Origin of the sequence: Streptomyces sp. DSM 15324, from assembly GCF_001514285.1 — a bacterium.
Taxonomy (GTDB): domain Bacteria; phylum Actinomycetota; class Actinomycetes; order Streptomycetales; family Streptomycetaceae; genus Streptomyces.
In genome coordinates, this window is sequence record NZ_KQ949026.1 from 152,873 (window position 1) to 178,388 (window position 25,516).

Sequence of the window (25,516 nt, forward strand, 5' to 3'; positions counted from 1 at the left end):
TCCTCATGCGCCCGCTACGGCCGCTACGGCCGACGGGCCGAGGTAACCCGGTAGACGTCGTACACGCCCTCCACACCCCGTACGGCCTTCAGGACGTGACCGAGGTGCTTCGGGTCGCCCATCTCGAAGGTGAAGCGGGAGGTCGCGACCCGGTCGCGGGAGGTCTGGACGGCCGCGGAGAGGATGTTGACATGCTGGTCGGACAGCACGCGGGTCACGTCCGACAGCAGCCGGGAGCGGTCCAGGGCCTCGACCTGGATGGCGACGAGGAAGACCGAGGACTGCGTGGGCGCCCACTCGACGTCCAGGATGCGCTCCGGCTCCCGGGACAGTGACTCCACGTTGACGCAGTCGCTGCGGTGAACCGATACGCCACTACCGCGGGTGACGAACCCGATGATCGGGTCGCCGGGGACGGGCGTACAGCAGCGGGCCAGCTTGACCCAGACGTCGTCGACGCCCTTGACCACGACCCCGGGGTCCTGGTTGCTGCGCCGCTTGCGGCCGCGGGTGCGCGACGGCGGGACCGCCTCGTCGATCTCCTCGGTGGCCGCCTCCTCGCCGCCGAGCGCCTGCACCAGCTTCTGTACGACGTTCTGCGCGGCCACATGGCCCTCGCCGATCGCCGCGTACAGCGAGGAGATGTCCGGGTAGCGCATCTCGTGCGCCAGGGTGACCAGGGAGTCGCCGGTCAGGATGCGCTGGATCGGCAGGTTCTGCTTGCGCATGGCCCGCGCGATGGCGTCCTTGCCCTGCTCGATCGCCTCGTCGCGGCGTTCCTTGGAGAACCAGGCCCGGATCTTGTTGCGGGCCCGGGGCGACTTGACGAAGCCCAGCCAGTCGCGGGAGGGGCCCGCGCCGGTGGCCTTGGAGGTGAAGACCTCGACGAGGTCGCCGTTGTCCAGCGTCGATTCGAGCGGTACGAGCCTGCCGTTGACCCGGGCTCCTATGGTGCGGTGGCCGACCTCCGTGTGGACCGCGTACGCGAAGTCGACCGGGGTGGCACCCGCGGGCAGCGCGATGACATCACCCTTCGGGGTGAAGACGAAGACCTCGTTGCGGGACAGGTCGAAGCGCAGGGACTCCAGGAACTCGCTGGGGTCCTCGGTCTCCTTCTGCCAGTCGAGGAGCTGGCGCAGCCACGCCATGTCGTTGAGGTGGTCGTCCTTGCCCTTGCCGGCCTTCGGCACGTCGGTGCGCACCTTGGAGGCTCCGGCGACGGCCTCCTGCTTGTACTTCCAGTGCGCGGCGATGCCGTACTCGGCGCGGCGGTGCATGTCGAACGTACGGATCTGGAGTTCGACGGGCTTGCCGTTGGGCCCGATGACCGTCGTGTGCAGCGACTGGTACATGTTGAACTTGGGCATCGCGATGTAGTCCTTGAACCGCCCCGGAACCGGGTTCCAGCGGGCGTGGACGGTGCCCAGCGCCGCGTAGCAGTCGCGGACGGTGTCCACCAGGACGCGGATGCCGACCAGGTCGTAGATCTCCGCGAAGTCCCGGCCGCGGACGATCATCTTCTGGTAGACGCTGTAGTAGTGCTTGGGGCGGCCGGTGACGGTCGCCTTGATGCGGGCGGCGCGCAGGTCCGACTGGACCTCGTCGGTCACTATGGCCAGATACTCGTCCCGCTTCGGTGCCCGCTCGGCCACCAGCCGGACGATCTCGTCGTACATCTTGGGGTAGAGGATCGCGAAGGCGAGGTCCTCCAGCTCCCACTTGATGGTGTTCATGCCGAGGCGGTGGGCGAGGGGCGCGTAGATCTCCAGGGTCTCGCGCGCCTTCTTCTCCTGCTTCTCGCGCTTGAGGTAGCGCATGGTACGCATGTTGTGCAGGCGGTCGGCGAGCTTGATGACCAGGACGCGCGGGTCCTTGGCCATGGCGACGACCATCTTGCGCACGGTCTCGGCCTGCGCGGCCTCGCCGAACTTGACCTTGTCCAGCTTGGTGACGCCGTCGACGAGCAGGGCGACGACGTCGCCGAAGTCGCGGCGCAGGTCGTCGAGGCCGTACTCGGTGTCCTCGACGGTGTCGTGCAGCAGGCCCGCCATCAGCGTGGCCGGGTCCATGCCGAGCTCGGCGAGGATCGTGGTCACCGCGAGGGGGTGGGTGATGTACGGGTCGCCGCTCTTGCGCTTCTGGCCCCGGTGCCAGCGCTCGGCGACCTGGTAGGCCTTCTCGATCTGGCGCAGCGTCGCGGTCTCGACCTTGGGGTCGTTGCTGCGCACTATGCGAAGCAGCGGCTCCAGGACCGGGTTGTAGGGGTTGGCGCGCTGGACGCCGAGGCGGGCGAGACGTGCGCGGACGCGGTTGGAGGAGCCGGAGCGCGCGGGGGGCTGTGCGGTCGCGGGGCGCTCGGGCGGGGTCGGCTTGGGGCGCGGTTGCTCGGCCGGCCTCTCGACGGGCGCGGAACGGTCGTGCTCGACCGGGCCGCCGGCGTCGGCTTGCGCCGACTTGGCCGCGGGTGCCGAGGCGGAGTCGGGCTTGGCGGCTGTCAGGTGCTGGGCCTCGTCAGACAAGAGGACTCCTCGTGCGCGATCCGGGTCCCCGGTCAGGCTCCGGAGGACCCATCGTAGCGATCCCGGGCCCCCGGATCGCCTTCAGGCCGATGTGAGGGCCGTCTACCGAAGAAACGCGGGAGGCGTGCACCGGATTCCTCACGCATCGTGGCGCAGGCGAACGGCGGCGAGGCCCCTCCCCCGCGACGGGCGGGTGAGGGGCCTCTCCTTTCAGGACCTCAGTGGCGTCAGGACCTCAGGGGCGTCAGGGCCTCAGGGGCTGACGGCCGCCAGGGTGTCAGCGCCACACGAACAGCGAGGCACCCTTGACCTTGATCCCCTTCTCGGCGAGCACGTTGCCCCAGGGGACGTTGCGCACTTCGCCACTGGCTCCGCACCCGGCGTCGTACCACTTGACCCGGCCGTTCACGAAACCCTTGACCTTGATGCAGGGCCGTCCCCGCTCGGCCTTCCAGGAGTACCCCACCTTGAGGCCCGGCCGGCCGAAGAGGCCGCAGCCGTCGTTGAGCTCCCGGCTCCACCGGAGCGGGACACCCACGGCCCTGTTCCAGTCGCCGCAGCTGGCGGTGGTCACCTCGACCGCGACCTCGTTCTCCCCGCCCTGCTCGTCCGGCAGGGGCTGCGGGTCGTTGATGACGACAGCGTCCTCGACGACAGGTGCCGCACTCGAGGGTGAGACGGCGACGGCCAGCGTTGCCATGGACATGAGAGCTACGGCCCCCGTAGCGATCTTTCGCGAGATCATCACAGCTCTTTCCTCCGTTTTCATCGCCCTGGTCATGAGCGACGATCAGTACTCAATCGGATGGCTGTTCGACCTCGCTAGTGACTTGAGGAACTTCTGAGCTTTGTGGGACTGATGATGACAAAAGGAACGGGCCCTTCCGGAGAAGGACCCGTTCCCTTGTCGCGTCGGCGCTTGCTCAGACAGTGATCAGCGCTTCGAGCGGCGCACCCGCGAGGGCGGTCTCCAGGCGGCCGCGGCCCTGCAGGAACGCCAGCTCCATGAGTATCGCCACGCCCGCGACCTCGGCGCCGGCGCGGTGGATGAGCTGGATCGCGGCCTCGGCGGTACCGCCGGTGGCCAGCACGTCGTCGACGATCAGGATGCGGTCGCCGGAGGTGAGGTCCTCGGCGTGCACCTCGATCTCCGCCGAGCCGTACTCCAGGTCGTAGGCCTGGCTGAGGGTGGCTCCGGGCAGCTTGCCCGCCTTGCGCACGGGGATGAATCCGAGGCCGGCGCGGACGGCGACCGGGGCGCCCAGGATGAAGCCCCGAGCCTCCAGGCCGACGACCTTGGTGGCGCCGGTGCGGTCGGCGATCTCGGCGAAGGCGTCGGTGAGCGCGGTGAACGCCGCCGGGTCCGCCAGGAGCGGGGTGATGTCCTTGAACATCACCCCCGGCTCCGGGTAGTCCGCCACCTCGCGGATACGGCTGAGCAGCAGCTCCTTGATCTCGGTCATCGGCGCTTCCCCGAGGCACGGCGGCGGCCGCCGCGCGGGGCGGTCTGGTCGCGCGGTCCGACGACGGCCGGGGTGGCGTCCTCGTCGTCGTGGAACGTCCCGCGGGCCTCCGCCGCCTCTTCGTCGGCGGTGGCCTGGGCGCGCTTGGCGAGGACGCGCTTCTTCAGGGCCTTCATCTGCGGCTCGCGCTCCTTGAGGTCGGCGACGAGCGGCGTGGCGATGAAGATCGAGGAGTACGCACCGGCCGCGAGGCCGACGAACAGCGACAGGGAGATGTCGTTGAGCGTGCCCGCGCCGAGGAAGCCACCGCCGATGAAGAGCAGGCCTGCCACCGGCAGCAGCGCGACGACCGTGGTGTTGATGGAGCGGACCAGGGTGCCGTTGATCGAGCGGTTGGCGACCTCGCTGTAGGTGAGGCGGGTCTGCTTGGTGAGGTCCTTCGTCTGCTCCTTGAGGGAGTCGAAGACGACGACCGTGTCGTACAGCGAGTAACCGAGGATGGTCAGCAGACCGATCACCGTGCCGGGGGTGACCTCGAAGCCCACCAGGGCGTAGATGCCGACCGTGATGGTGATGTCGTGGATCAGGGCGACGAGCGCCGCGATGGCCATGCGCCACTCGAAGGCGATCGCCAGGTAGATCACGACCAGGACCATGAAGATCGCCAGGCCCTGCCACGCCTTGTTGGCGATCTGGTCGCCCCAGCTGGGACCGACGAGGTCGGCGTTGATGTTCTCCGAGTCGACCTTCAGGTCCTTGGCGAGCGCATCCTTGATCTGGTCGGACTTGCCGGTGTCCACTCCGGCGATCTGGATGCGCAGCCCGCCCGTGCCGAGCTTCTGCACGACCGCGTCATGGCCCGACGCCTCTTCCGCGTACCTCTCGGCCGCCGTCGTCGAGACGGCCGTGTTCGAGGTGGTGAAGACCGCACCGCCCTGGAAGTCGATACCCATGTTCAGGCCGCGCACCGCGAGGCCCACGATGGCGGTGATGGTGATCAGGATCGAGATGCCGTACCAGATCTTGCGGTGGCCGATGAAGTCGTAGCTGACCTCGCCACGGTGCAGTCGGGCGCCGAGGTTGCCGAGTTTCGACACGCTCACGCCTCCTTCGTCTCGACGGGGCCGGCGGCAGGACCGGCGGGACGGCGGGTACGGCGAAGCGGCGGCTTGGCGCCGAGGCTCTTCGGGTCGAGCCCCGACCACTTGTGGCCGTCCGCGAAGAACTTCCGGCGGGCCAGCAGTGTCATCAGCGGCTTGGTGAAGAAGAAGACCACGACCACGTCGAGGACGGTGGTCAGACCGAGGGTGAACGCGAAGCCCTGGACCTTGCCGACGGTGACGATGAACAGCACCGCGGCGGCGAGGAAGGACACGAAGTCCGAGACCAGGACGGTGCGCCGGGCGCGCGGCCAGGCCCGCTCGACGGCGGGACGCAGGGTGCGGCCCTCGCGGATCTCGTCACGGATGCGTTCGAAGTACACGATGAACGAGTCCGCCGTGATGCCGATGGCGACGATGGCTCCGCAGACGGCGGGCAGATTCAGGGCGAAGCCAACGGCCGTTCCGAGCAGCGACATGAGCACATAGGTCAAGGCCGCGGAGACGAGCAGCGACGCGATCGCCACCACCGACAGCCCCCGGTAGTAGAGGACCAGGTAGATCACGACCAGGGCGAGACCGATGGCACCGGCCAGCAGACCGGCGTGCAGCTGCTCGCCACCGAGCGCGGCGGTCACCGTGGTGACGCTGTCCTCCTTGAAGGTGAGGGGCAGCGCGCCGTACGACAGGACGTTGGCCAGGTTCTTGGCCTCCTCCTGGTTGAAGCTTCCGGAGATCTCGGCAGTGCCGGAAAGCGACTGGGTGACATACGGGTTGGAGACGACCTCGCCGTCCAGGACGATCGCGAACTCGTTCTGCGGCGACTGGTTCTGGGCCAGCTTGCCGGTGATGGCGGCGAACTTCTTGGAGCCCTTGGAGGTGAAGGTCATGGTGACCTTCCACCCGATCGAGCCCTGGGTCGCGTACACGGCTTCGGCCTTGTCGACGTCCGTGCCGTCGACCTCGGCCGGGCCGAGGAGATACTTCTGCCACTGCTTCTGCGAGTTCTGGCCGCAGGCCACGGTGGGGTCGGTCGGCTTGGCGAGCCTGCCCGCGGTGGCACGCTGGGCCTTGTCCACGCAGTTGAGCGCGGTGTACTGCGCCTGCAGTCGGCTGGTGTCCGCGGCGCTGCCACTCGCCGAGGGCGACGAGCTCGCCTTGCCCGGCGTCGTGGTGGGGCTGGGCGAGGAGTCGGCCTTCAGCGCGTCGGTGAGCGCACGTCCCTGGGAGGTGGCGCTGGGCGAGGGCTTCGAGGAGCCGGACGGTGACGAGGACGGCTCGCCCTTGCCGGTCGCCTTGTCCGCCGGCGCCGTGGGCTTGCCGCTGGACGAGCCGGTGGCGGACGGGGTGGGCGCCGCCGCACCGGAGAGGTCAGTGGCGAGGACGGGGCGGAAGTAGAGCTTGGCGGTGGTGCCGACCTGGTCGCGAGCCTCCTTGGAGTTGGTGCCCTTGGGGATGTTCACGATGATGTTGCGATCGCCCTGGGTCTGGACTTCCGCCTCGGAGACGCCCAGACCGTTGACGCGGCGGTTCATGATGTCGACCGCGGTGTTCAGATTGGTCTGGTTGATCGCGGATTCCTGGCCGGGCTCGGCGACCGCCCGCAGCGTGATACTCGTACCGCCTGCCAGGTCGATGCCAAGGCGCGGCTTGGTGTCACCGGAGACGAACATGCCCCCGGTGAGCGCCGCGATGGCGATCAGGATCAGGGCCAGCGAGCGCCCTGGCTTGCTCTGGGCGCTCGCGCTCCGGCCCTTCTTAGGTGCTGCCACCTTCTCGTACTCCCTCTCGGGCCGCCTCGCGCCGGGTCAGGGCGGCGGCCATGACATGTAGTCGGGATCCCGTGCGAGATGCGCACGCCCCGGGGCACACGGATGTGACCCGTGGCCCCGGGGGCGTGACTACTTCTTCGCGTCGGAGTCGCCGTCGGTCTTCTTCGGCTCCTCGTCGGCCTCGGCCTTCGGGGCCTCGGTCGCGTCGGCCTTCTCCTCTGCCTGGTCCTTCTTGCCGAGGTCGACGGACTTGTCGTCGGAGGCGGCGGCAGCTTCGTCGGCGGACTCGTCGGCGTCGGCGGGGTCGGTGAGGGAGGAGGCGTCGTCGGGGACGACGTCGGAGTCGGACTTCAGGTCGTGCTCGATGCCGTGGACGATGCGGTTGTACTCGTCGTCGGTCAGGACGGCCCCGATCGCGTTCTTCGCGAAGAGCAGTTCCACGCCCGGGCCCGCGTCGAGGAGGACCGTGTCGTCACTGACCTCCTTGACCGTCGCGTACATGCCCCCGATCGTGCGGATGCCACTGCCGGGCTGCATCTGGTTCCGCATGTCGGCGGCCTGCTGCTGCTTCTTCTTGGCCGACCGGGTCATCAGGAACATGGCCCCGATGAGCACGATGAACGGCAGGAGGGTCAAAGGACTCACGGGTCGGAACTTCCTTCATGCGACCGCGATGGCTGAGCGGCCTGATGGATGGGGGTTGGTTGGTTGCTGCCGACAAAGGCGGCATCGGCGGAGTCTAAGCGAGTCCGCGTGCATGGAACAACGCTCAGCATGGCACCTGGGTTCCTGGCCTCGCCATTGCCCCCGCCGATGAACCGCTCAGGTCCCGAACAGGTCCTGTTGTCCGTTTCCCGCGGCGGTGCGGGGCGGGGTGAGGCCCAGGTGTGCCCAGGCGGCCGGGGTGGCCACCCGTCCCCGCGGGGTGCGGGCGAGCAGGCCCTCACGCACGAGGAACGGTTCGGCCACCTCTTCCACGGTCTCACGTTCCTCGCCCACGGCGACGGCGAGCGTGGAGAGACCGACCGGCCCGCCGCCGAACAGCTTCAGCAGCGCCTGGAGGACCGCGCGGTCGAGGCGGTCGAGGCCACGGGCGTCGACCTCGTAGACGGCGAGGGCCGCCGAGGCGATGTCGCGGGTGACCACACCGTCCGCCTTGACCTGGGCGTAGTCGCGGACCCGGCGCAGCAGGCGGTTGGCGATCCGGGGCGTGCCGCGGGAGCGGCCGGCGATCTCGGCGGCGCCGGCCGTGTCGATCTCGACGTCGAGCAGATGGGCCGAACGGTGGACGACGCGCTGGAGCTCGGCGGGCTCGTAGAACTCCATGTGCGCGGTGAAGCCGAAGCGGTCGCGCAGCGGGGGCGGCAGCAGGCCCGCGCGGGTGGTGGCGCCGACCAGGGTGAAGGGGGGCAGTTCGAGGGGGATGGCGGTGGCGCCGGGGCCCTTGCCGACGATGACGTCGACGCGGAAGTCCTCCATGGCCATGTAGAGCATCTCCTCGGCGGGCCGGGACATGCGGTGGATCTCGTCGAGGAAGAGGACCTCGCCCTCCTGGAGGGAGGAGAGGATCGAGGCGAGGTCGCCGGCGTGCTGGATGGCGGGGCCGGAGGTGATGCGGATGGGGGCGCCCATCTCGGCGGCGATGATCATCGAGAGGGTGGTCTTGCCGAGGCCGGGGGCGCCGGAGAGCAGCACGTGGTCGGCCGTGGCGCCGCGCGCGCGGGCGGCGCGCAGTACGAGGTCGAGCTGTTCACGCACCTTTTCCTGGCCGATGAACTCACCCAGGTCCTTGGGGCGCAGGGCGGCCTCGACGGCCTGGTCCTCGCGGTCGGCGACGGAGCCCACCAGCCGCTCGGCGTCGGTGTCGGTCGGGTCGTCCCAGTTCATTGATGTGCCTCGGGGGGTGTGGGTCGGCGGGCGCGGTGCGGGGTCAGCGGGCGCGGTTGAGTGTCTGGAGGGCGGCCTTGAGGAGCTGGCCGACCTGCGGGGTGCCGTCGGCGGCCTCGGCCTGCGGGGCGACGGCGGCCACGGCCTCGTCGGCCTCGCGGGTGGCGTAGCCCAGGCCGATCAGGGCGGCGTGCAGCTGGTCACGCCAGCCCTGGGTGACCGGGGCGCCGACCACGGGGGCGCCGGTCGGCTCGCCGAGACGGTCCTTCAGCTCCAGCAGCAGCTTCTGGGCGCCCCTCTTGCCGATGCCGGGCACGGCGATCAGCGCTTTCTCGTCACCGGTGGAGACGGCTCGGCGCAACGCGTCGGGCGTGTGCACCGACAGCATGGCCTGCGCAAGCCGGGGTCCGACCCCGCTCGCGGTCTGGAGCAGCTCGAAGACCTGGCGCTCGTCGTCGTCCACGAAGCCGTACAGCGTGAGGGAGTCCTCGCGGACCACCAGGGACGTCGCCAGTTTGGCCTGCCGGCCCGTCCGCAGCCCGGCGAGGGTGTTCGGCGTGCACTGGACGGCGATGCCGATGCCGCCCACCTCGACCACCGCGGAGTCGGGGGCGAGGGCGGCGATCGGTCCGCTCACGAAGGCGATCATCCCGTACGGCCTTTCGATGTGTGCAGGGCGACGGCCTGCTGGAGTCGGTTCTGCGCGGGGGCGCGCCAGATGTGGCAGATGGCGAGTGCGAGGGCGTCCGCGGCGTCGGCGGGCCTGGGGGGCGCGGCGAGCCGGAGCAGCCGGGTGACCATGGCGCCGACCTGGGCCTTGTCGGCGCGGCCGCTGCCGGTGACGGCGGCCTTGACCTCGCTGGGGGTGTGCAGGGCGACGGGGATGTCGCGGCGGGCGGCGCACAGCATGGCGACGGCGCTGGCCTGGGCGGTGCCCATGACCGTGCGCACGTTGTGCTGGCTGAAGACCCGCTCCACGGCGACGAACTCGGGGCGGTACTCGTCGAGCCACTGTTCGATGCCCTGCTCGACGGCCACCAGGCGCCGGCCCAGCTCGGCGTCGGCGGGGGTGCGGACGACTCCCACGCCGAGCATGGTGAGCGGGCGGCCCGCCACCCCCTCGACGACGCCGACACCGCACCGGGTCAGTCCCGGGTCCACCCCCAGTACCCGCACACGCCCTCCCCTCGACCATCTGTTTGTGCAGGCTATCCGGTACCACTGACAACGCGACGGGCCGACGGGTGTGTCCCGTCGGCCCGTTCGAGCGTGAGCGTGGGCTCAGGCGTCGACCTTCTCCATGACCTCGTCGCTGACGTCGAAGTTGGCGAAGACGTTCTGCACGTCGTCGCTGTCCTCGAGGGCGTCGATGAGCTTGAAGATCTTCTTCGCGCCCTCCTCGTCCAGCTCGACCTGCATGGTCGGCACGAAGTTGGCCTCGGCCGAGTCGTAGTCGATGCCGGCCTCCTGCAGGGCGGTGCGGACCGCGACCAGGTCGGTGGCCTCGCTGAGCACCTCGAAGGACTCGCCGAGGTCGTTGACCTCCTCGGCGCCCGCGTCCAGGACGGCGCCCAGGACGTCGTCCTCGCCCAGCTCGCCCTTGGGGACGATGACGACGCCCTTGCGGTGGAAGAGGTACGACACCGAGCCCGGGTCGGCCATGGAGCCGCCGTTGCGGGTCATGGCGACGCGGACGTCGGAGGCGGCGCGGTTGCGGTTGTCGGTGAGGCACTCGATGAGCACCGCGACACCGTTCGGGCCGTAGCCCTCGTACATGATCGTCTCGTAGTCGGCACCGCCGGCCTCGAGACCACCGCCGCGCTTGATCGCGGAGTCGATGTTCTTGTTCGGCACCGACTGCTTCTTGGCCTTCTGCACGGCGTCGTAGAGGGTCGGGTTGCCCTCCAGGTCGACACCGCCCATGCGCGCCGCGACTTCGATGTTCTTGATCAGCTTCGCGAAGAGCTTGCCGCGCTTGGCGTCGATCACGGCCTTCTTGTGCTTCGTCGTAGCCCATTTAGAGTGGCCGGACATCTGCCTGTCTCCTTCGCGTAACCATCCCATAACGAACTCCCCCAGGCCTCAAGCGCCCGGGGGGACCCCCCGAGATCCTACAAGGACTCCGCCGCACGGTTCGCGCGCACCATGTCGACGAACAGGGAGTGCACGCGGTGGTCGCCCGTCAGTTCCGGGTGGAAGGACGTGGCGAGCGCGTTGCCCTGGCGGACCGCGACGATGTGCCCGTCGTGCTCGGCGAGCACTTCGGCGGCGGCACCGACGGACTCCACCCAGGGGGCGCGGATGAAGACGCCCTCCACGGGGTCGCCGGGGACGCCCCTCACGTCCACCGCAGCCTCGAAGGACTCGTTCTGGCGGCCGAAGGCGTTGCGGCGCACGATCATGTCGATGCCGCCGATCGTCTCCTGGCCCGAGCGCGGGTCGAGGATCTTGTCGGCGAGCATGATCAGGCCGGCGCAGGTGCCGTAGACGGGCATCCCGGCCCGCACGCGCGCGCGGAGGGGCTCCATCAGTCCGAACAGGACGGCCAGCTTGGAGATCGTGGTGGACTCGCCGCCGGGGACGACCAGGCCGTCCACCTCGGCGAGTTCCTCGGGGCGCCGGACCGGCCTGGCCACGGCATCGGCCGCGGCCAGGGCGATCAGGTGCTCCCGTACGTCGCCCTGGAGGGCCAGGACGCCTATGACAGGAGTGCTCATCGGGGACTACCAGCCGCGGTTGGCGTAGCGCTCGGCCTCGGGGAGGGTGTCGCAGTTGATGCCGACCATGGCCTCGCCCAGGTTGCGGGACGCGTCCGCGATGATCTTCGGGTCGTCGTAGAAGGTGGTGGCCTTCACGATGGCGGCGGCGCGCTTGGCCGGGTCACCGGACTTGAAGATGCCGGAGCCGACGAAGACGCCCTCGGCGCCGAGCTGGCGCATCAGCGCGGCGTCGGCGGGGGTGGCCACGCCACCGGCGGAGAACAGCACGACCGGGAGCTTGCCGAGCTCGGCGACCTCCTTGACCAGCTCGTACGGGGCGCGCAGCTCCTTGGCGGCGGCGTACAGCTCGTTGTTGTCGTAGCCGCGCAGCCGGGCGATCTCGTTCTTGATCTGGCGCAGGTGGCGGACCGCCTCGACGACGTTGCCGGTGCCGGCCTCGCCCTTGGAGCGGATCATCGCGGCGCCCTCGGCGATCCGGCGCAGGGCCTCGCCCAGGTTGGTGGCGCCGCAGACGAACGGGGTGGTGAAGGCCCACTTGTCGGAGTGGTTGACCTCGTCGGCCGGGGTGAGGACCTCGGACTCGTCGATGTAGTCGACGCCGAGAGACTGAAGGACCTGGGCCTCGACGAAGTGGCCGATGCGGGACTTGGCCATGACCGGGATCGAGACGGCCTCGATGATGCCCTCGATCATGTCGGGGTCTGACATCCGGGCCACGCCGCCGTCCTTGCGGATGTCGGCCGGGACCCGCTCCAGGGCCATGACGGCGACGGCGCCCGCGTCCTCGGCGATCTTCGCCTGCTCCGGCGTGACGACGTCCATGATCACGCCGCCCTTGAGCTGCTCGGCCATGCCGCGCTTCACGCGCGCGGTGCCGGTCTCGGGAGCCTGGTTCTCGGTGGTGGACACGGGTGACCTCACTGGAAAGGGAAGAGGGGATTGTGCAATCACCGAGGAAACGGGAGGGGAACAGTCCGCAGCAAGGGCCAATGGGAAGGCGGTGGATCGTTTTCGGCCCGGACGCGTCGAGGACCGCGTCAGGCCGCCCGGTCGGCGAGGGCGGCGGGCGCCTCGTCGTCCATCTCGAAGGCCATCGGGAACGGGGCGTGGCCGGCCAGCCGGAACCAGCGGACCTTGCGGTGCTCGCGCAGGCGGCGGGCGGCCCCGACGGCGTCGTTGTGGAAGCGGCGGGCCATGGGGACCCGGCGCACGGCCTCGGTCAGCTCATGGGTCGCCGCCTCTCCGCCGGGCGCCTCGCGCACCGCCTCCACCTGCTGGGCGTCCGCGAAGACGGCCCTCAGGGCCTGGCTCAGCTCGCTCTCGGCGACCTCCCGTTGCTCCTCCTCCGCCTGCCGTGCGCCGTGCGCCGCCTCGTACAGCACGATCGAGGCGGCCGGGTCGAGGACCCCCGAGGTGGCCAGCTCCTGGGCGACGGACGCCCGGCGGAGCAGCTGTGCGTCGAGCGCCGCGCGCGCGGCGTCGATGCGGGAGTGCAGGCGGTCCAGGCGGCCCGCCGTCCAGCTCAGGTACAGGCCGATCGCGACGAGGACGACGAGGGCCCAGATGAGGGTTGCGGTCACGGTCGGCAAGGCTATCGGCACCCCCTCGGGCACCGTCCGCACGGTCGCGCGCCGACACCCCGGGCGATCAGTCGCGGGCCAGGCCCAGGCGGGCCCTGAGGCCCGGGCCGCTTCGGTCGTCGTCGGTGGCGGCCACCGCCGCCGCGCCCGCGGTGACCGTCTCGTACACCGACAGGATGTCCGCGCCGACGGTCGACCAGTCGAAGCGGCGGACGTGGGCGCTGCCCCGCTCCCTCAGCTCGGCGCGGCGCTGCGGGTCGCCCAGGAGCCGTACGGCCGCCTCGGCCAGCGCGTCCGCGTCCTCGTTGGCGAACAGCTCGCCCGCCGCGCCCTGGTCGAGGACCTGGGCGAAGGCGTCCAGGTCGGAGGCGAGGACGGGGGCACCGGCCGACATGGCCTCGACGAGGATGATGCCGAAGCTCTCGCCGCCGGTGTTGGGGGCGACGTACAGGTCGACGCTGCGCAGGAAGCGGGCCTTGTCCTCGTCGCTGACCATGCCGAGGAACTCCACGCGCGCGCGCAGTTCCTTCGGGAGGTCGGCCACCGCCTCCTGCGCGTCGCCGCGGCCGGCGACCAGCAGCCGGGTACCGGGCCGCTCGGCGAAGATCCTCGGCAGCGCCTTCATCAGCACCGGCAGGCCCTTGCGGGGCTCGTCGATCCGGCCGACGAAGCCGATCGTCCCGCCCTGCCACTCGGCCTTGGGTTCGGCCTGGGCGAAGAAGTCGACGTCGACGCCGTTGGGGATGACGACCGCGTCCCCGCCGAGATGCTCCACCAGCGTGCGGCGGGCGTACTCGCTGACCGCGATCCGCGCGCTGATCTTCTCCAGGGCGGCCTGGAGGATGGCGTACGCGGCGATCATCGCGCGTGAGCGCGGGTTGGAGGTGTGGAAGGTCGCCACGATGGGGCCCTGGGCCGCCCAGCAGGTCAGCAGGCCGAGGGAGGGGGACGTCGGCTCGTGGATGTGGATGACGTCGAAGGAGCCGTCGTGCAGCCAGCGGCGTACGCGCGCGGCGCTGAGGAAGCCGAAGTTGAGCCGGGCCACCGAGCCGTTGTACGGCACCGGGACCGCGCGGCCGGCCGAGACGACGTACGGCGGCAGCGGGGTGTCGTCGTCCGCCGGGGCGAGGACGGACACCTCGTGGCCGAGCCGGATGAAGTACTCGGCGAGGTCGCGGATGTGGAACTGGACGCCGCCCGGCACGTCCCAGGAGTACGGGCAGACGATGCCGATCCTCACGCGGTCCCCCCGGGACCGGGACGCGCGGGGTCGAGATCCGCGCGCCACAACCGCTGAAGCATGTGCCAGTCCTCCGGATGGTCGGCGATGCCCGAGGCGAAGGCGTCTGCCAGGGCCTGTGTCATGACAGACGTCTTCTCGGCCCGGGTACCTGACCGGGGTACCTCGATCGGGGGATGGACGCGGCCCTGCATGACGGGCGAGTCGTCGTACCAGAGCGTGACGGGGAGCAGCAGGGCGTCGGTCTGCTGGGCGAGCAGGGCCGGGCCCGCGGGCATCGTCGCGGTGTCGCCGAAGAAGTCCACCGCGACGCCCGAGGCGGACAGGTCGCGCTCGGCGACCAGACAGACCAGCCCGCCGTCGCGCAGCCGCCGGGCCAGGGTGCCGAAGGCGCTGCCGCCGCTGTGCGGCAGGACCTCCATGCCGAGGCCCTCCCGATAGGCGACGAAACGGTCGTACAGGGACTCCGGCTTGAGACGTTCGGCGACCGTGGTGAACGGGGTCCGGAGCTCGGTGGTGACCCAGGCGCCGGCGAGGTCCCAGTTCGCCATGTGGGGCAGGGCGAGGATGACGCCCCGGTCGGAGGCGATGCCGTCGGTGAGGTGGTGGACGTCCTTGGGGGCGAAGCCGGCCCTGATCCGCGCCTCGCTCCACGCGGGCAGCCGGAACGACTCCATCCAGTAGCGCAGGTACGAGCGCATGCCCGCGCGCGAGAGCTCGGCGAGCCGCTCGGGGCTCGCGTCCGGCACCACGCGCGCGTAGTTGCTCTCCAGTCGCCGTACGCCCTTGCCGCGCCTGCGCCAGGCCAGGTCGGCGACGGTCTGCCCGAGGCGTACCGCGGCCGGCTCGGGGAGCTTCTTCACGCTGCTCCAGCCGAGACCGTACAGCGCGTCGGTCAGCCGCTCCTGGGGGCTCACTTCGCGGCCTCGCTCCCCCGGGTCTGTGTGGGGTCGGCGCCCTGCGTGGTCTCCGCGGTGTCCGTGACCGTGACCTGGGTGGTCTCCGTGGCCGCCGCGGCCTCCGCCTCGGCCGACTCCCGCCGGACCGTGACGACCCGCTGGATCAGCGTGACCAGGCTGCCGACGGCCACGATCCACAGGGCGACGGGCAGCAGGTACTGGATGCCCGGCACACCGAACGCGTGCAGGCCCGCGAGCCCGGCCGCGACCAGCGAGACCACCAGGCGCTCGGCCCGCTCGACGAGCCCGTTGACGGCGACCGGCAGGCCGATCGATTCGCCACGGGCCTTGGTGTACGACACCACCTGGCCGCTGGCCAGACAGAAGATCGAGACGGCGCACAGGACGTTGTCGTCGCCATGGCCCGCGTACCAGAGGGCGAAGCCGCCGAAGATCGCGCCGTCGGCCACGCGGTCGAGGGTGGAGTCCAGGAAGGCGCCCCAGCGGCTGGACCGGCCGAGCTGGCGGGCCATGTTGCCGTCGACGAGGTCGGAGAACACGAAGAGCGTGATCACGACCGTGCCCCAGAAGAACTCTCCCCTGGGGTAGAAGACCAGCGCTCCCGCGACCACACCGGCGGTGCCGATCAGCGTGACCGTGTCGGGGCTGACGCCCCGCCTGATCAGAAACGCGGCGAACGGCGTGAGGACACGCGTGAAGAACGCACGCGCGTACTTGTTCAGCATGGCCTTCCCGAGGTTCGGTTGGCCGCGCGGCCCCTGCTGGCCACCGGCTGGCCCATCGTAGTCACGCGCGTGTGTGTGCGACGGACGGGCACCCGCACCCAGTGTCACAGCACGACGGCATCCGGGTCACGGCCCGGTCGCGGCCGTCCCGCCGGGTTGCGGTCCGCCGTATGGACGCGGGGTGACGGGAGTGGAAAGCTCGAAGGACCGCGGGCGTCGCCGGAGCCGCCATCGCACGCGGGGCCGTCGTGCCCGCGCCCCCAAGGACCTCACCGTGCACGGGAGGCAAGAAATGGGCGACAAGGCACACACCCACCCCGGAGCCGCCGGCAGGGCTACGGCGGCCGACCATCCCGCGTCCGTACGGAATGTGGTGCTGGTCGGCCACTCCGGATCGGGCAAGACGACATTGGTGGAGGCTCTCGCGCTGACGGCGGGAGCGGTGAACCGGGCGGGCCGCGTGGAGGACGGCGGCACCCTCTCGGACTACGACGAGATCGAGCACCGGCAGCAGCGTTCGGTACAGCTCTCCCTGGTGCCCGTCGAGTGGGACGGCATCAAGATCAACCTGTTGGACACCCCCGGATACGCCGACTTCGTCGGGGAACTCAGGGCCGGTCTGCGCGCCGCGGACGCGGCCCTCTTCGTCGTCTCGGCCTCGGACGGCGTGGACGGCTCGACCCGCATGGTGTGGGAGGAGTGCGCGGCGGTCGGCATGCCGCGCGCCATCGTCGTCACGCACCTGGAGGCCGCCCGCGCGGACTTCAAGGAGCTGACCCCGCTGCTGGCCCAGGCGTTCGGCGGCGACGACCCGGACGCCGTGCTCCCGCTGTACCTGCCGCTGCACGGCCCGCAGGCGCCCGACGGGCACGCGCCCGTGACCGGGCTGACCGGGCTGCTCTCGCGCAAGCTGTTCGACTACTCCTCGGGCGAGCGCAAGGAGTCCGAACCGGGCGAGGACCTGCTGGCGGAGCTGGAGGAGGCCCGCAACCGGCTGATCGAGGGGATCATCGCCGAGAGCGAGGACGAGACCCTCATGGACCGCTATCTCGGCGGTGAGCAGGTCGACGTCAAGACGCTGATCGAGGACCTGGAGCGGGCCGTGGCGCGCGGCACGTTCTTCCCGGTCCTGGCGGCCGCTCCCGCCGCCGAAGGCGCCCGGCAGGGGATCGGCACGGTCGAGCTGCTGGAGCTGATCACCAGGGGCTTCCCCACGCCCCTGGAGCGCGAGGCGCCCCAGGTGACCACGGTCGACGGCAGGCCGCGCGAGCTGACGCCGTGCGACCCCGCCGGGCCGCTGGTCGCGGAGGTGGTGAAGACCTCGTCCGACCCCTACGTCGGCCGGGTCTCGCTGGTGCGGGTCTTCTCCGGCACCCTGCGCCCCGACGAGACGGTGCACGTCTCGGGGCACGGCATGGCCGACCGCGGGCACGAGGACCACGACGTCGACGAGCGCGTCGGTGCCCTGTCCGCGCCGTTCGGCAAGCAGCAGCGGGCGCTGACGCACGCCATCGCGGGCGACCTCGCGTGCGTGGCGAAACTCAGCCGCGCGGAGACCGGTGACACCCTCTCCGCGAAGGACGACCCGCTCCTGATGGAGCCCTGGCAGATGCCCGACCCGCTGCTGCCGCTCGCCATCCAGGCGCACAGCAAGCCCGACGAGGACAAGCTCTCGCAGGGCCTGGCCCGGCTGGTCGCCGAGGACCCGACGATGCGCCTGGAGCAGAACCAGGACACGCACCAGGTGGTGCTGTGGTGCCTGGGCGAGGCGCACGCGGACGTGGCCCTGGAGCGGCTGCGCGCCCGCTACGGCGTCCAGGTGGACGTCGTACCGCACCGGGTCTCCCTGCGGGAGACGTTCGCCGACCGGTCGGCCGGGCGCGGGCGGCACGTGAAGCAGTCCGGCGGGCACGGGCAGTACGCGATCTGCGAGATCGAGGTGGAGCCGCTGCCGGGCGGGGCGGGCATCGAGTTCGTGGACAAGGTCGTCGGGGGCGCGGTACCGCGGCAGTTCATCCCGTCGGTGGAGAAGGGCGTGCGGGCGCAGGCGGCCAAGGGGGTCGTGGGCGGGCATCCGCTGGTCGACGTGCGGATCACGCTGCTCGACGGGAAGGCGCATTCGGTGGACTCCTCCGACGCCGCGTTCCAGACGGCGGGCGCGCTGGCGCTGCGCGAGGCGGCCGCCGACGCGCGGATCCATCTGCTGGAGCCGGTCGCCGAGGTGAGCGTGCTGGTCGGGGACGACTACGTGGGCGCGGTGATGAGCGATCTGTCGGGGCGCCGCGGGCGGGTCCTGGGCACCGAGCAGACGGCCGGCGGGCGCACCCTCGTGCGGGCCGAGGTGCCCGAGATCGAGATCGGCCGGTACGCGGTGGATCTGCGCTCGCTGTCGCACGGCACGGCGCGCTTCCACCGCGCGTACGCCCGTCACGAGCCGATGCCCGCGCAGGTGGCCGAGAAGGTCCGGCAACAGGCGGCGGCCGGTTAGCGGTTGAGGCTGCGTCAGTCTCAAGTGAACAGAGGGGAAGGTGTTCCTCCGGTTCGGCGGGCGGCTTCGGTCGTCCGCCGACGGATGTCGGTGGCTGGGGATACGCTGATGACCTGATCAACAGGTGTGCGGAGTACGGAAGTCGGGAAGGCCGCAGGAGCGGGATCGCGGCGAGTGGGGGCGGGAATGACCGTGGAGGACTTCTTCGGGCCACAGGTGCCCCGGACGGGCGGAGCGGGGCAGGGCCCGACGCTCGCGCTCGCCTCGGCGGCGTACCGGGACACCCCGATGGAGGAGATCAAGAAGGCCGACAACGAATGGCACCAGTCGACGGTCAACGAGGGCCGCAAGTGGGCGAAGATCTTCCGGCCGAACTTCGGTGAGGCGTACTCCCAGGCGGTGATCGACCGCATGCTGGGCGTCGGCCGCAAGCCGCTGATCCAGTCCTTCGGCAGCGAGCCCCAGGTCGTCGTCGAGCACTGCCTCGCGGCCTCCCGCATCCGCCGCCAGCGCGACATCACGCTGACCGGCATCATGCTGCTGTGCGGGGTGCTCTTCCTGCCCGGACTGCTGGTGTGGCTGCTCGTCTTCCAGCTGCGGGCCGGGATGGCGAAGACGGACAACAAGCGGATCTCCGGACTCGGCACCGGTCTGCTCGTCGCGGTCGCCGCCCTCGCCGTGATCTTCCTGGTCCGGATGCCGTTCACCGGCTTCTGGGGGTGGTACACCCGCGGCTGCGTCGTGGCCCCGGTGGCCGGCTGGTTCCTGGCCAAGAGGGTCTGCGAGCGCACGGCGGTGGACCTGCGCGAGCGCTGGGGCGGGCTGCTGTCCGGCGGCAGCATCGGCGCGAAGGTCCCCGAGGCGGTGCCGACCAGCCCCGACCAGGCCGCGGCCGAGCAGCTGCGCCAGTCCCTGGCCCGGCTCAGCGCCGAGCAGCAGTCCAACTCGGTCTTCTACGCCGGCCCCAAGGGCATACTCGGCATGGGCACCCGCTGGGGCGCGTGGTCCCTGGCGGAGGAGCTGACACCGGTCGACCCCGTGAAGGGCGTCCACGAGTTCCGCAGCTGGACGGTCGTCCGGGCCATCCACGAGGAACTGACCGTGCTGCACCGCCAGCGGCTGAAGACCGGTGGCTTCCCCGAGCCGCAGGTGCGGCACTGGATCGTCACGCATGTCGGCGAGGGCGCCAAGGAGGTCACCCGGCCCGAGGGGACCGACGTCGAGGCCTACCAGGTCAAGCCGAGGGCCGTGGAGGACATCTGCAACGCCAATCAGTTCGACGGCGGCGACCGGCACTACCTGGGCGTCCAGTGGCCCCATCTGTACAACGGCGACCTGGTGCTCACCATGATGGTCACCGTGACCGTGCTCAAGGAGACCCTGCGCATCGAGGTGACCGGCCATGCGCTGGGCCCGGTCAACGGTCTGTTCGGCAGCAAGCCGGAGGCCCCCACCAAGGAGGTCGCCAAGACCGTCCGCTTCTGGGAGACGCGGACGGTCAAGCTGCCCCTCGTCACCACCGACGAGGTGGTCCGGCTGGCCGCGCGGGCCACGATCAGCTGGTACCCGCCGCTGCTGAAGTGGCTCGGCGGCTCGATCGGCCTGCCCGAGCCGTTCGGCCTGCGGCACGCCTGGGCCGACCAGCCCTGGCGGCACCGCTTCATGGCCGACGACGCGCTGCGCACGGCCACGCCGGTGCTGCGCGCGGTGCACCGGGCCGCGTTCCGGGTCCTCAAGGAGCACGACGTGGACCTGGAGAAGTTCAGCTCGCGCTCGTCGGTGCTGAGCGGCGGCGTGCAGGAAGTGTCCCCGCGCAAGGCCGACACGTACGACGCGTGAGCGCCGTACGGGGGCCGCGGCCCCCGTACGGCGCTCACCGTCACAGGGGCCAGGCGTCGGCCAGCATCTTCCGGGTGTCCGCCAGCAGCTGCGGCAGGACGCGCGTGTGGCCGACCACGGGCATGAAGTTCGTGTCCCCGCCCCAGCGGGGCACGAGGTGCTGGTGGAGATGGGCGGCGATGCCCGCACCCGCCACGGTCCCCTGGTTCATGCCGATGTTGAAGCCGTGTGCGCCGGACGCGTTCCGCAGGGCCGTCATCGCCTGCTTGGTCAGCTCGGCCAGCTCGACGGTCTCCGGTCCGGTCAGCTCGGTGTAGTCGGCGACGTGCCGGTAGGGGACGGTCATCAGGTGGCCGCCGTTGTACGGGTAGAGGTTGAGCACCGCGTAGACGTGCTCGCCGCGTTTGACGATCAGCCCGTCCTCGTCGGATTTCGCCGGGATCGAGCAGAACGGGCAGCCGTCGCCGGCCCCCGGGCCGGTCGGCTTGTTCTCACCCTGGATGTAGGCCATCCGGTGGGGCGTCCACAGGCGCTGGAACGCGTCCTGCGTCCCCACTCCGATCTGCTGCTCCGGCTCACTCGTCATGCAAGGCAGCATATGGCTTCGCCCGTTCGCGGCGTGTCGCCGGGGTTGCGGGAAAAGCCCGGCAGGCGAAGCTGGGCCGATGGACGAAGTCAGCCGTCAGGCCCGCTGGGAGCAGCGCACCGAGATCCCCCTCGCCTTCGCGTCGCTGCTGTTCCTCGCCATGTACGCGGTCCTGGTCCTCGCCCAGGGGCTGCCGGGCGTCTGGCGGGACCTGTGCAAGGCGGTGCTCTCCTTCACCTGGGCCCTGTTCGCCGCCGACTACGGGGTGCGCTGGCGGCTCAGCGGACAGGGGCTGCGGTTCGTCCCCACGCACAAGCTGGACACGGTGGTCGTCGTGCTGCCCCTGCTGCGCCCGCTGCGGGTGGTCAAGGTGTACGAGGTCGTCCAGCACCGGCACGGGGAGCCCCGCCTGTCGCTGTACGCGCGCGTGATCACGTATGCCGGGCTGACGACGGTGCTGCTCGGCTTCGCGTGCTCGCTCGCCGTCTACGACCGGGAGCGGGGGGCGCCGGGCACCGAGATGCACAGCTTCGGAGACGCGCTGTGGTGGGCCTGCGCGACGCTGACCACGGTCGGCTACGGCGATGTCGTCCCGGTCACGCCCGGCGGCCGGGCGATCGCGGTGGGCCTCATGGCGTGCGGGCTCGCGCTGCTGGGCGCGGTGACGGGCTCGTTCGCGTCGTGGCTGGTCCAGGTGTTCGCGCTGGAGGGGGAGCGCCCGGACGACGAGAGGCCCCCGGGGAGCTGAACTCCCCGGGGGCCCGCGTCCGGCCGGATCAGACCTGCGCGCGCTCCTCGACGACCTTCGCGATCTTCGCGATGGCCTCGTCGAACGGGATGCCGTTCTCCTGCGAGCCGTCGCGGTAGCGGAAGGACACCGAGCCGTTCGACATGTCCTCGTCGCCCGCGATGACCATGAAGGGCACCTTCTGCTTCTGGGCGTTGCGGATCTTCTTCTGCATCCGGTCGGAGGAGGAGTCGACCTCGACGCGCAGCCCCTGCTTGCGGGCGGCCGCGGCGAACTTCTCCAGGTACTCCACGTGCCCGTCGCCGATCGGGATGCCGAGCGCCTGGACCGGCGCCAGCCAGGCCGGGAAGGCGCCCGCGTAGTGCTCCAGGAGCACGGCGAAGAAGCGCTCGATGGAGCCGAACAGGGCGCGGTGGATCATCACCGGGCGCTGCTTGGCGCCGTCGGGGCCGGTGTACTCCAGGTCGAAGCGCTCGGGCAGGTTGAAGTCGAGCTGGATGGTCGACATCTGCCAGGTGCGGCCGATGGCGTCCTTGGTCTGCACGGAGATCTTCGGGCCGTAGAACGCGGCGCCGCCCGGGTCGGGCACCAGAGGCAGGCCCTGCTTCTCGGCGACCTGGCGGAGGGTCTCGGTGGCCTCCTCCCAGACCTCGTCGGAGCCGACGAACTTCTCCGGGTCCTTGGTGGACAGCTCCAGGTAGAAGTCGGTCAGGCCGTAGTCGCGCAGCAGGCCGAGGACGAAGGTGAGCGTCTTGTCGAGCTCCTCCGACATCTGCTCACGCGTGCAGTAGATGTGCGCGTCGTCCTGGGTGAAGCCCCGCGCGCGCGTGAGGCCGTGCACCACGCCCGACTTCTCGTACCGGTACACGGTCCCGAACTCGAACAGGCGCAACGGCAGCTCGCGGTAGGAGCGGCCCCGCGCGTCGAAGATCAGGTTGTGCATCGGGCAGTTCATGGGCTTGAGGTAGTAGTCCACGCCCTCGTCGAGCTGCATGGGCGGGTACATGCCGTCGGCGTACCAGTCCAGGTGCCCGGACGTCTCGAAGAGCTTCCCCTTCGTCGCGTGCGGGGTGTAGACGAACTCGTAGCCCTCCTCCTCGTGGCGGCGGCGCGAGTAGTCCTCCATCACCCGGCGGACGATGCCGCCCTTGGGGTGGAAGACGGCGAGGCCGGAGCCGATCTGCTCGGGGATGGAGAACAGGTCGAGTTCGGCGCCCAGCTTGCGGTGGTCGCGCTTCTCGGCCTCGGCGAGGAAGTCGAGGTACGCCTTCAGCTCGTCCTTGGACGGCCAGGCGGTGCCGTAGATGCGCTGGAGCATGGGGTTCTTCTCGCTGCCGCGCCAGTAGGCGGCCGCGTTGCGCATCAGCTTGAACGCCGGGATGAGGCGGGTGGAGGGCAGGTGGGGACCGCGGCAGAGGTCCTTCCAGCACAGCTCGCCGGTCTTGGCGTCGAGGTTGTCGTAGATCGTCAGCTCACCGGCGCCGACCTCGACGTCCGCGCCGTCGTCGGAGGAGGCGGAGCCCTTGAGGCCGATCAGCTCCAGCTTGTACGGCTCGTCCGCGAGCTCCTCGCGGGCGGCCTCGTCGGTGACGACCCGGCGGGCGAAGCGCTGGCCGCGCCGCTGGATCTCCTGCATCTTCTTCTCGACGGCCTTGAGGTCCTCGGGCGTGAACGGCTTCTCGACGTCGAAGTCGTAGTAGAAGCCGTCCTTGACCGGCGGGCCGATGCCGAGCTTGGCCTCGGGGAAGATCTCCTGCACGGCCTGGGCCATGACGTGCGCGGTGGAGTGGCGCAGGATGTTCAGGCCGTCCTCGGAGGAGATCTCGACGCCCTCGACCTCCTCGCCGTCGGAGAGCGTGTACGACAGGTCCCTGAGCTCGCCGCCCACGCGCGCGGCGATGACGGAACGCTCGCCGGCGAAGAGGTCGGCGGCAGTGGTGCCCGTCGTCACCGTGCGCTCTTCCCGCTCGGAATCGCGTTGGATGATCACACGGACGTCTGACACCGGTCTCTCCTGACTGCAGGTGGGGTGCGGCGCCATACCGGGAGCGCGCGCATGAGTGGGATCGTACCGACCCGCAGCCGCCGACCGCGAAACAGATACCGGGCCCCGCGGCCCGCACCGGCCTCAGTCCCCGTCGTACTCCCCGCCGCACGCCTCCTCGAAGAAGTCGAGATGCTCCTGGAGGGACTTCATCAGCCGGTCCCGTTCGGCGTCGTCGACCTGGACGGGTACGACGCCGCAGGCACCGGTGAGCCGGCGGAAGCCGCCCCGGCTCTCCAGCCGCCCCTGCACCCGCACCGGCAGGCCGACGAGGTGGGCCTGTCCGGCGGTGCGGTAGTCCTCCTCGTCGAGGGTGATCCGGACGTGGGGGATCTCGGCGCCGGCGAGCACCCGCAGCCGTACGCTGCCCTCGCCGCGCGGCCCCGACCTGCGCAGCCGGACCACGGTGCCGGTGATCCGCACGGACACGGCGGGTTCCTCGCGCAGATAGCGGGCGCCGGCCTCGCGCAGCACGGGCAGGTCGCCGGGCGAGAACTCGACGGGCTCGTCGGTGGCGGCGCAGTCCTCGGGCACTCCGGCGGCCGGTGACCACTCCACCCCGACCCGGGCGCCCTCGGTGCCGCGGACGAGGGCGATCAGCGCGTCGGTGAGCTCACGGCTCGCACCGGCCTCCACGGCGCCGTCGAAGGCGTCCATGCCGCCGGTGGCCCGCTGGTAGTCGATGGCCTCGCGGACGGCGTAGAGGGCCTGGTGGAGGCGGACGGCGAGCGGACGGATCGAGGCGGCCGGCACGAAGGCGGTCAGCCGCCGGCCGCCCGTCCCGGAGCCGACCAGGACCTGGTCGAGCAGCGCGGAGGCGGCCCTGCGGTGCCGGGCGCCGTAGTAGCCGGCCCGCGCGCGGGTGGCGAGCGCGCCGGCGAGGAGCATCTGGCGGGCGGCGCCGCGCAGTTGTTCCTCGACCGTCCAGGGCGCGGCCCCGGCGGGTCCGTGCGGGGTGTCGCGCCACCAGCGGATCTCGTCGCTGGGCACGGCGAGGGCGACGAGCACCTCGCGCGCGGAGGGCGTGCCGCTGCGGGCGAGCGCCTGGAGGGCCTCGCCCAGCAGGTCGTCGCTGTCGGGGAAGGCCCGGCTCTCGGGCACGAGGAGACTCGTGCCGCTCGCGCCGGGCCCGGGTGGGGTCCAGCGGCCGTAGCGTCCGGCGGCGCCGCCGCGCCGCTGCCAGCCGTGCCTGCGCAGCAGGGCGCCGAGGACGGCCGGGTCGACCTCGCCGGGCTCGGGGGCCCGGTCCCAGCAGACCTCCGGGTGCGGGCGTACCGCCCTCAGAGGCTCGTCGAGGGGCCGGTGGGTCATGGTCTGCCTCCCGTCCCGACCCGCGTCATGATCTCGCACAGGGCCCGGTCGTCGAAGATGCGTGAGGTCGGTATCCGCACGGTGGTCCGGGTCCGCCCGGTGATCGGGTGGCCGGCCAGGTTGACCCAGTAGCAGCAGTGCCGCAGGTCGAGGCGGTCGTGCCCGGCGCGCAGCCACTGGTCCTGCGAGCGGGGCACGATCATCACGACCAGGATCTTGTGCACCGACACCGGGGTGCGGGCGAGCTTGCGCAGGTGGTCGTTGTCGAGGGTGAAGGAGAAGAACCGGCCCGGCGGACCGGGCGGTATCTGGTAAGTGGCCTTGAGCTGCACCTTGATGGTGACCTCGTCGTCCACGGTGTGCCCGGGTGCGCTGTGACTGACGTGCCAGTCGATGCCGTTGTCCGGGAACGGCTGGGACAGCGAGCAGCCGGCGGCCGCCGCGACCGCGTGCAAGTACCCGACCTGCAGTGTCTCCATGCAGGCGGTGGTGGCGAGTGTGCCGCGATGGGGGCCCGTCTGTTCGGGCAGCAGCCCGCCCCGCTCGGGCTGCGCTATCGCCATGACCAACTGCC

General features: G+C 70.9%; 23 protein-coding genes. 3 read left to right on the forward strand and 20 right to left on the reverse strand.

All coding sequences use genetic code 11. The annotated features are described in order from the left end of the window. Positions 1-23 precede the first annotated feature (23 nt). From AQJ58_RS14940 to pgsA, 16 genes are all read right to left on the reverse strand, one after another. The gene (locus tag AQJ58_RS14940; protein ID WP_067250074.1) at positions 24-2,519 is read right to left on the reverse strand and encodes a RelA/SpoT family protein; all 2,496 of its coding nucleotides are present in this window, start codon (positions 2,517-2,519) and stop codon (positions 24-26) included. Between the two features lie 277 nt (positions 2,520-2,796). Next, the gene (locus tag AQJ58_RS14945) at positions 2,797-3,225 is read right to left on the reverse strand and encodes a hypothetical protein (protein WP_159056247.1); all 429 of its coding nucleotides are present in this window, start codon (positions 3,223-3,225) and stop codon (positions 2,797-2,799) included. A 217-nt stretch (positions 3,226-3,442) separates the two neighbouring features. Next, entirely contained in the window at positions 3,443-3,982 is a 540-nt protein-coding gene (locus AQJ58_RS14950) for an adenine phosphoribosyltransferase (protein WP_067250078.1), read from the reverse strand. Further along, positions 3,979-5,079 carry a protein translocase subunit SecF gene (secF, locus tag AQJ58_RS14955; protein ID WP_067250080.1) on the reverse strand — a complete coding sequence of 367 codons (1,101 nt, stop codon included), beginning with the start codon at positions 5,077-5,079 and terminating at the stop codon, positions 3,979-3,981. Before secF ends, AQJ58_RS14950 begins: the two co-directional genes overlap by 4 nt. A gap of 2 nt (positions 5,080-5,081) precedes the next feature. Then, a complete protein-coding gene (secD, locus tag AQJ58_RS14960) occupies positions 5,082-6,854 on the reverse strand; it encodes a protein translocase subunit SecD (protein WP_079078930.1) in 1,773 nt (590 codons plus the stop codon). Between the two features lie 129 nt (positions 6,855-6,983). After that, positions 6,984-7,499, reverse strand: a complete 516-nt coding sequence (yajC, locus tag AQJ58_RS14965) for a preprotein translocase subunit YajC (protein ID WP_079078931.1) — start codon at positions 7,497-7,499, stop codon at positions 6,984-6,986. 177 nt (positions 7,500-7,676) lie between these two features. Next, positions 7,677-8,741, reverse strand: coding sequence for a Holliday junction branch migration DNA helicase RuvB (gene ruvB / locus AQJ58_RS14970; RefSeq protein WP_067250086.1), 1,065 nt, complete (start codon positions 8,739-8,741; stop codon positions 7,677-7,679). A gap of 43 nt (positions 8,742-8,784) precedes the next feature. Continuing rightward, complete coding sequence (gene ruvA / locus AQJ58_RS14975; protein ID WP_067250089.1) at positions 8,785-9,390, reverse strand: Holliday junction branch migration protein RuvA; 606 nt, start codon at positions 9,388-9,390, stop codon at positions 8,785-8,787. Beyond that, positions 9,387-9,917, reverse strand: a complete 531-nt coding sequence (gene ruvC, locus AQJ58_RS14980) for a crossover junction endodeoxyribonuclease RuvC (RefSeq protein WP_067250091.1) — start codon at positions 9,915-9,917, stop codon at positions 9,387-9,389. The genes ruvA and ruvC overlap by 4 nt, the downstream gene beginning before the upstream one ends. Positions 9,918-10,022: 105 nt before the next feature. Next, positions 10,023-10,775, reverse strand: a complete 753-nt coding sequence (locus AQJ58_RS14985; protein ID WP_067250093.1) for a YebC/PmpR family DNA-binding transcriptional regulator — start codon at positions 10,773-10,775, stop codon at positions 10,023-10,025. A 77-nt stretch (positions 10,776-10,852) separates the two neighbouring features. Beyond that, complete coding sequence (pdxT, locus tag AQJ58_RS14990; protein ID WP_067250095.1) at positions 10,853-11,458, reverse strand: pyridoxal 5'-phosphate synthase glutaminase subunit PdxT; 606 nt, start codon at positions 11,456-11,458, stop codon at positions 10,853-10,855. Between the two features lie 6 nt (positions 11,459-11,464). After that, positions 11,465-12,370, reverse strand: coding sequence for a pyridoxal 5'-phosphate synthase lyase subunit PdxS (gene pdxS / locus AQJ58_RS14995; protein ID WP_067250098.1), 906 nt, complete (start codon positions 12,368-12,370; stop codon positions 11,465-11,467). A gap of 128 nt (positions 12,371-12,498) precedes the next feature. Continuing rightward, on the reverse strand, positions 12,499-13,041 hold the full coding sequence (locus tag AQJ58_RS15000; RefSeq protein ID WP_067250101.1) for a LemA family protein: 543 nt from the start codon (positions 13,039-13,041) through the stop codon (positions 12,499-12,501). 67 nt (positions 13,042-13,108) lie between these two features. After that, on the reverse strand, positions 13,109-14,281 hold the full coding sequence (locus AQJ58_RS15005; protein ID WP_067250103.1) for a glycosyltransferase family 4 protein: 1,173 nt from the start codon (positions 14,279-14,281) through the stop codon (positions 13,109-13,111). Continuing rightward, positions 14,278-15,198 carry a phosphatidylinositol mannoside acyltransferase gene (locus AQJ58_RS15010; protein ID WP_067250106.1) on the reverse strand — a complete coding sequence of 307 codons (921 nt, stop codon included), beginning with the start codon at positions 15,196-15,198 and terminating at the stop codon, positions 14,278-14,280. Before AQJ58_RS15010 ends, AQJ58_RS15005 begins: the two co-directional genes overlap by 4 nt. After that, positions 15,195-15,926: a phosphatidylinositol phosphate synthase gene (gene pgsA, locus AQJ58_RS15015; protein WP_067250108.1), complete on the reverse strand. Its 732-nt coding sequence runs from the start codon at positions 15,924-15,926 to the stop codon at positions 15,195-15,197. Before pgsA ends, AQJ58_RS15010 begins: the two co-directional genes overlap by 4 nt. A gap of 292 nt (positions 15,927-16,218) precedes the next feature. Here pgsA and AQJ58_RS15020 point away from each other — a divergent pair, with 292 nt between their 5' ends. Further along, positions 16,219-18,414, forward strand: coding sequence for an elongation factor G-like protein EF-G2 (locus AQJ58_RS15020; protein ID WP_067250111.1), 2,196 nt, complete (start codon positions 16,219-16,221; stop codon positions 18,412-18,414). 186 nt (positions 18,415-18,600) lie between these two features. Beyond that, on the forward strand, positions 18,601-20,253 hold the full coding sequence (locus tag AQJ58_RS15025) for a hypothetical protein (protein WP_067250113.1): 1,653 nt from the start codon (positions 18,601-18,603) through the stop codon (positions 20,251-20,253). A gap of 40 nt (positions 20,254-20,293) precedes the next feature. Here the strand turns inward: AQJ58_RS15025 and AQJ58_RS15030 are convergent, their stop codons facing one another. Beyond that, on the reverse strand, positions 20,294-20,851 hold the full coding sequence (locus AQJ58_RS15030) for an HIT family protein (protein WP_067250116.1): 558 nt from the start codon (positions 20,849-20,851) through the stop codon (positions 20,294-20,296). A 67-nt stretch (positions 20,852-20,918) separates the two neighbouring features. Between AQJ58_RS15030 and AQJ58_RS15035 the strand changes: the two genes are divergently transcribed. Continuing rightward, positions 20,919-21,587 (forward strand): potassium channel family protein, encoded by a 669-nt coding sequence (locus tag AQJ58_RS15035; RefSeq protein WP_067250117.1) that lies wholly within the window; start codon positions 20,919-20,921, stop codon positions 21,585-21,587. 28 nt (positions 21,588-21,615) lie between these two features. On the opposite strand, the gene thrS is transcribed toward AQJ58_RS15035, so the two are convergent. The 3 genes from thrS to AQJ58_RS15050 form a co-directional block, all read right to left on the reverse strand. Continuing rightward, positions 21,616-23,592, reverse strand: a complete 1,977-nt coding sequence (gene thrS / locus AQJ58_RS15040) for a threonine--tRNA ligase (protein ID WP_067250120.1) — start codon at positions 23,590-23,592, stop codon at positions 21,616-21,618. Positions 23,593-23,715: 123 nt separating this feature from the next. Next, the gene (locus AQJ58_RS15045; protein WP_067250122.1) at positions 23,716-24,942 is read right to left on the reverse strand and encodes a hypothetical protein; all 1,227 of its coding nucleotides are present in this window, start codon (positions 24,940-24,942) and stop codon (positions 23,716-23,718) included. Further along, positions 24,939-25,505, reverse strand: a complete 567-nt coding sequence (locus tag AQJ58_RS15050) for a DUF4365 domain-containing protein (protein ID WP_055633424.1) — start codon at positions 25,503-25,505, stop codon at positions 24,939-24,941. The genes AQJ58_RS15045 and AQJ58_RS15050 overlap by 4 nt, the downstream gene beginning before the upstream one ends. Between the last annotated feature and the right edge of the window lie 11 nt (positions 25,506-25,516).

Coding starts and splice junctions, on each gene's coding strand:
- AQJ58_RS14945 (WP_159056247.1), bottom strand. CDS start 3,225: ATGTCCATGGCAACGCTGGCCGTCGCCGTCTCACCCTCGAGTGCGGCA.
- AQJ58_RS14950 (WP_067250078.1), bottom strand. CDS start 3,982: ATGACCGAGATCAAGGAGCTGCTGCTCAGCCGTATCCGCGAGGTGGCG.
- ruvB (WP_067250086.1), bottom strand. CDS start 8,741: ATGAACTGGGACGACCCGACCGACACCGACGCCGAGCGGCTGGTGGGC.
- ruvA (WP_067250089.1), bottom strand. CDS start 9,390: ATGATCGCCTTCGTGAGCGGACCGATCGCCGCCCTCGCCCCCGACTCC.
- AQJ58_RS14985 (WP_067250093.1), bottom strand. CDS start 10,775: ATGTCCGGCCACTCTAAATGGGCTACGACGAAGCACAAGAAGGCCGTG.
- pdxT (WP_067250095.1), bottom strand. CDS start 11,458: ATGAGCACTCCTGTCATAGGCGTCCTGGCCCTCCAGGGCGACGTACGG.
- pgsA (WP_067250108.1), bottom strand. CDS start 15,926: ATGCTGAACAAGTACGCGCGTGCGTTCTTCACGCGTGTCCTCACGCCG.
- AQJ58_RS15020 (WP_067250111.1), top strand. CDS start 16,219: ATGGGCGACAAGGCACACACCCACCCCGGAGCCGCCGGCAGGGCTACG.
- AQJ58_RS15025 (WP_067250113.1), top strand. CDS start 18,601: ATGACCGTGGAGGACTTCTTCGGGCCACAGGTGCCCCGGACGGGCGGA.
- AQJ58_RS15030 (WP_067250116.1), bottom strand. CDS start 20,851: ATGCTGCCTTGCATGACGAGTGAGCCGGAGCAGCAGATCGGAGTGGGG.
- AQJ58_RS15035 (WP_067250117.1), top strand. CDS start 20,919: ATGGACGAAGTCAGCCGTCAGGCCCGCTGGGAGCAGCGCACCGAGATC.
- AQJ58_RS15045 (WP_067250122.1), bottom strand. CDS start 24,942: ATGACCCACCGGCCCCTCGACGAGCCTCTGAGGGCGGTACGCCCGCAC.
- AQJ58_RS15050 (WP_055633424.1), bottom strand. CDS start 25,505: ATGGCGATAGCGCAGCCCGAGCGGGGCGGGCTGCTGCCCGAACAGACG.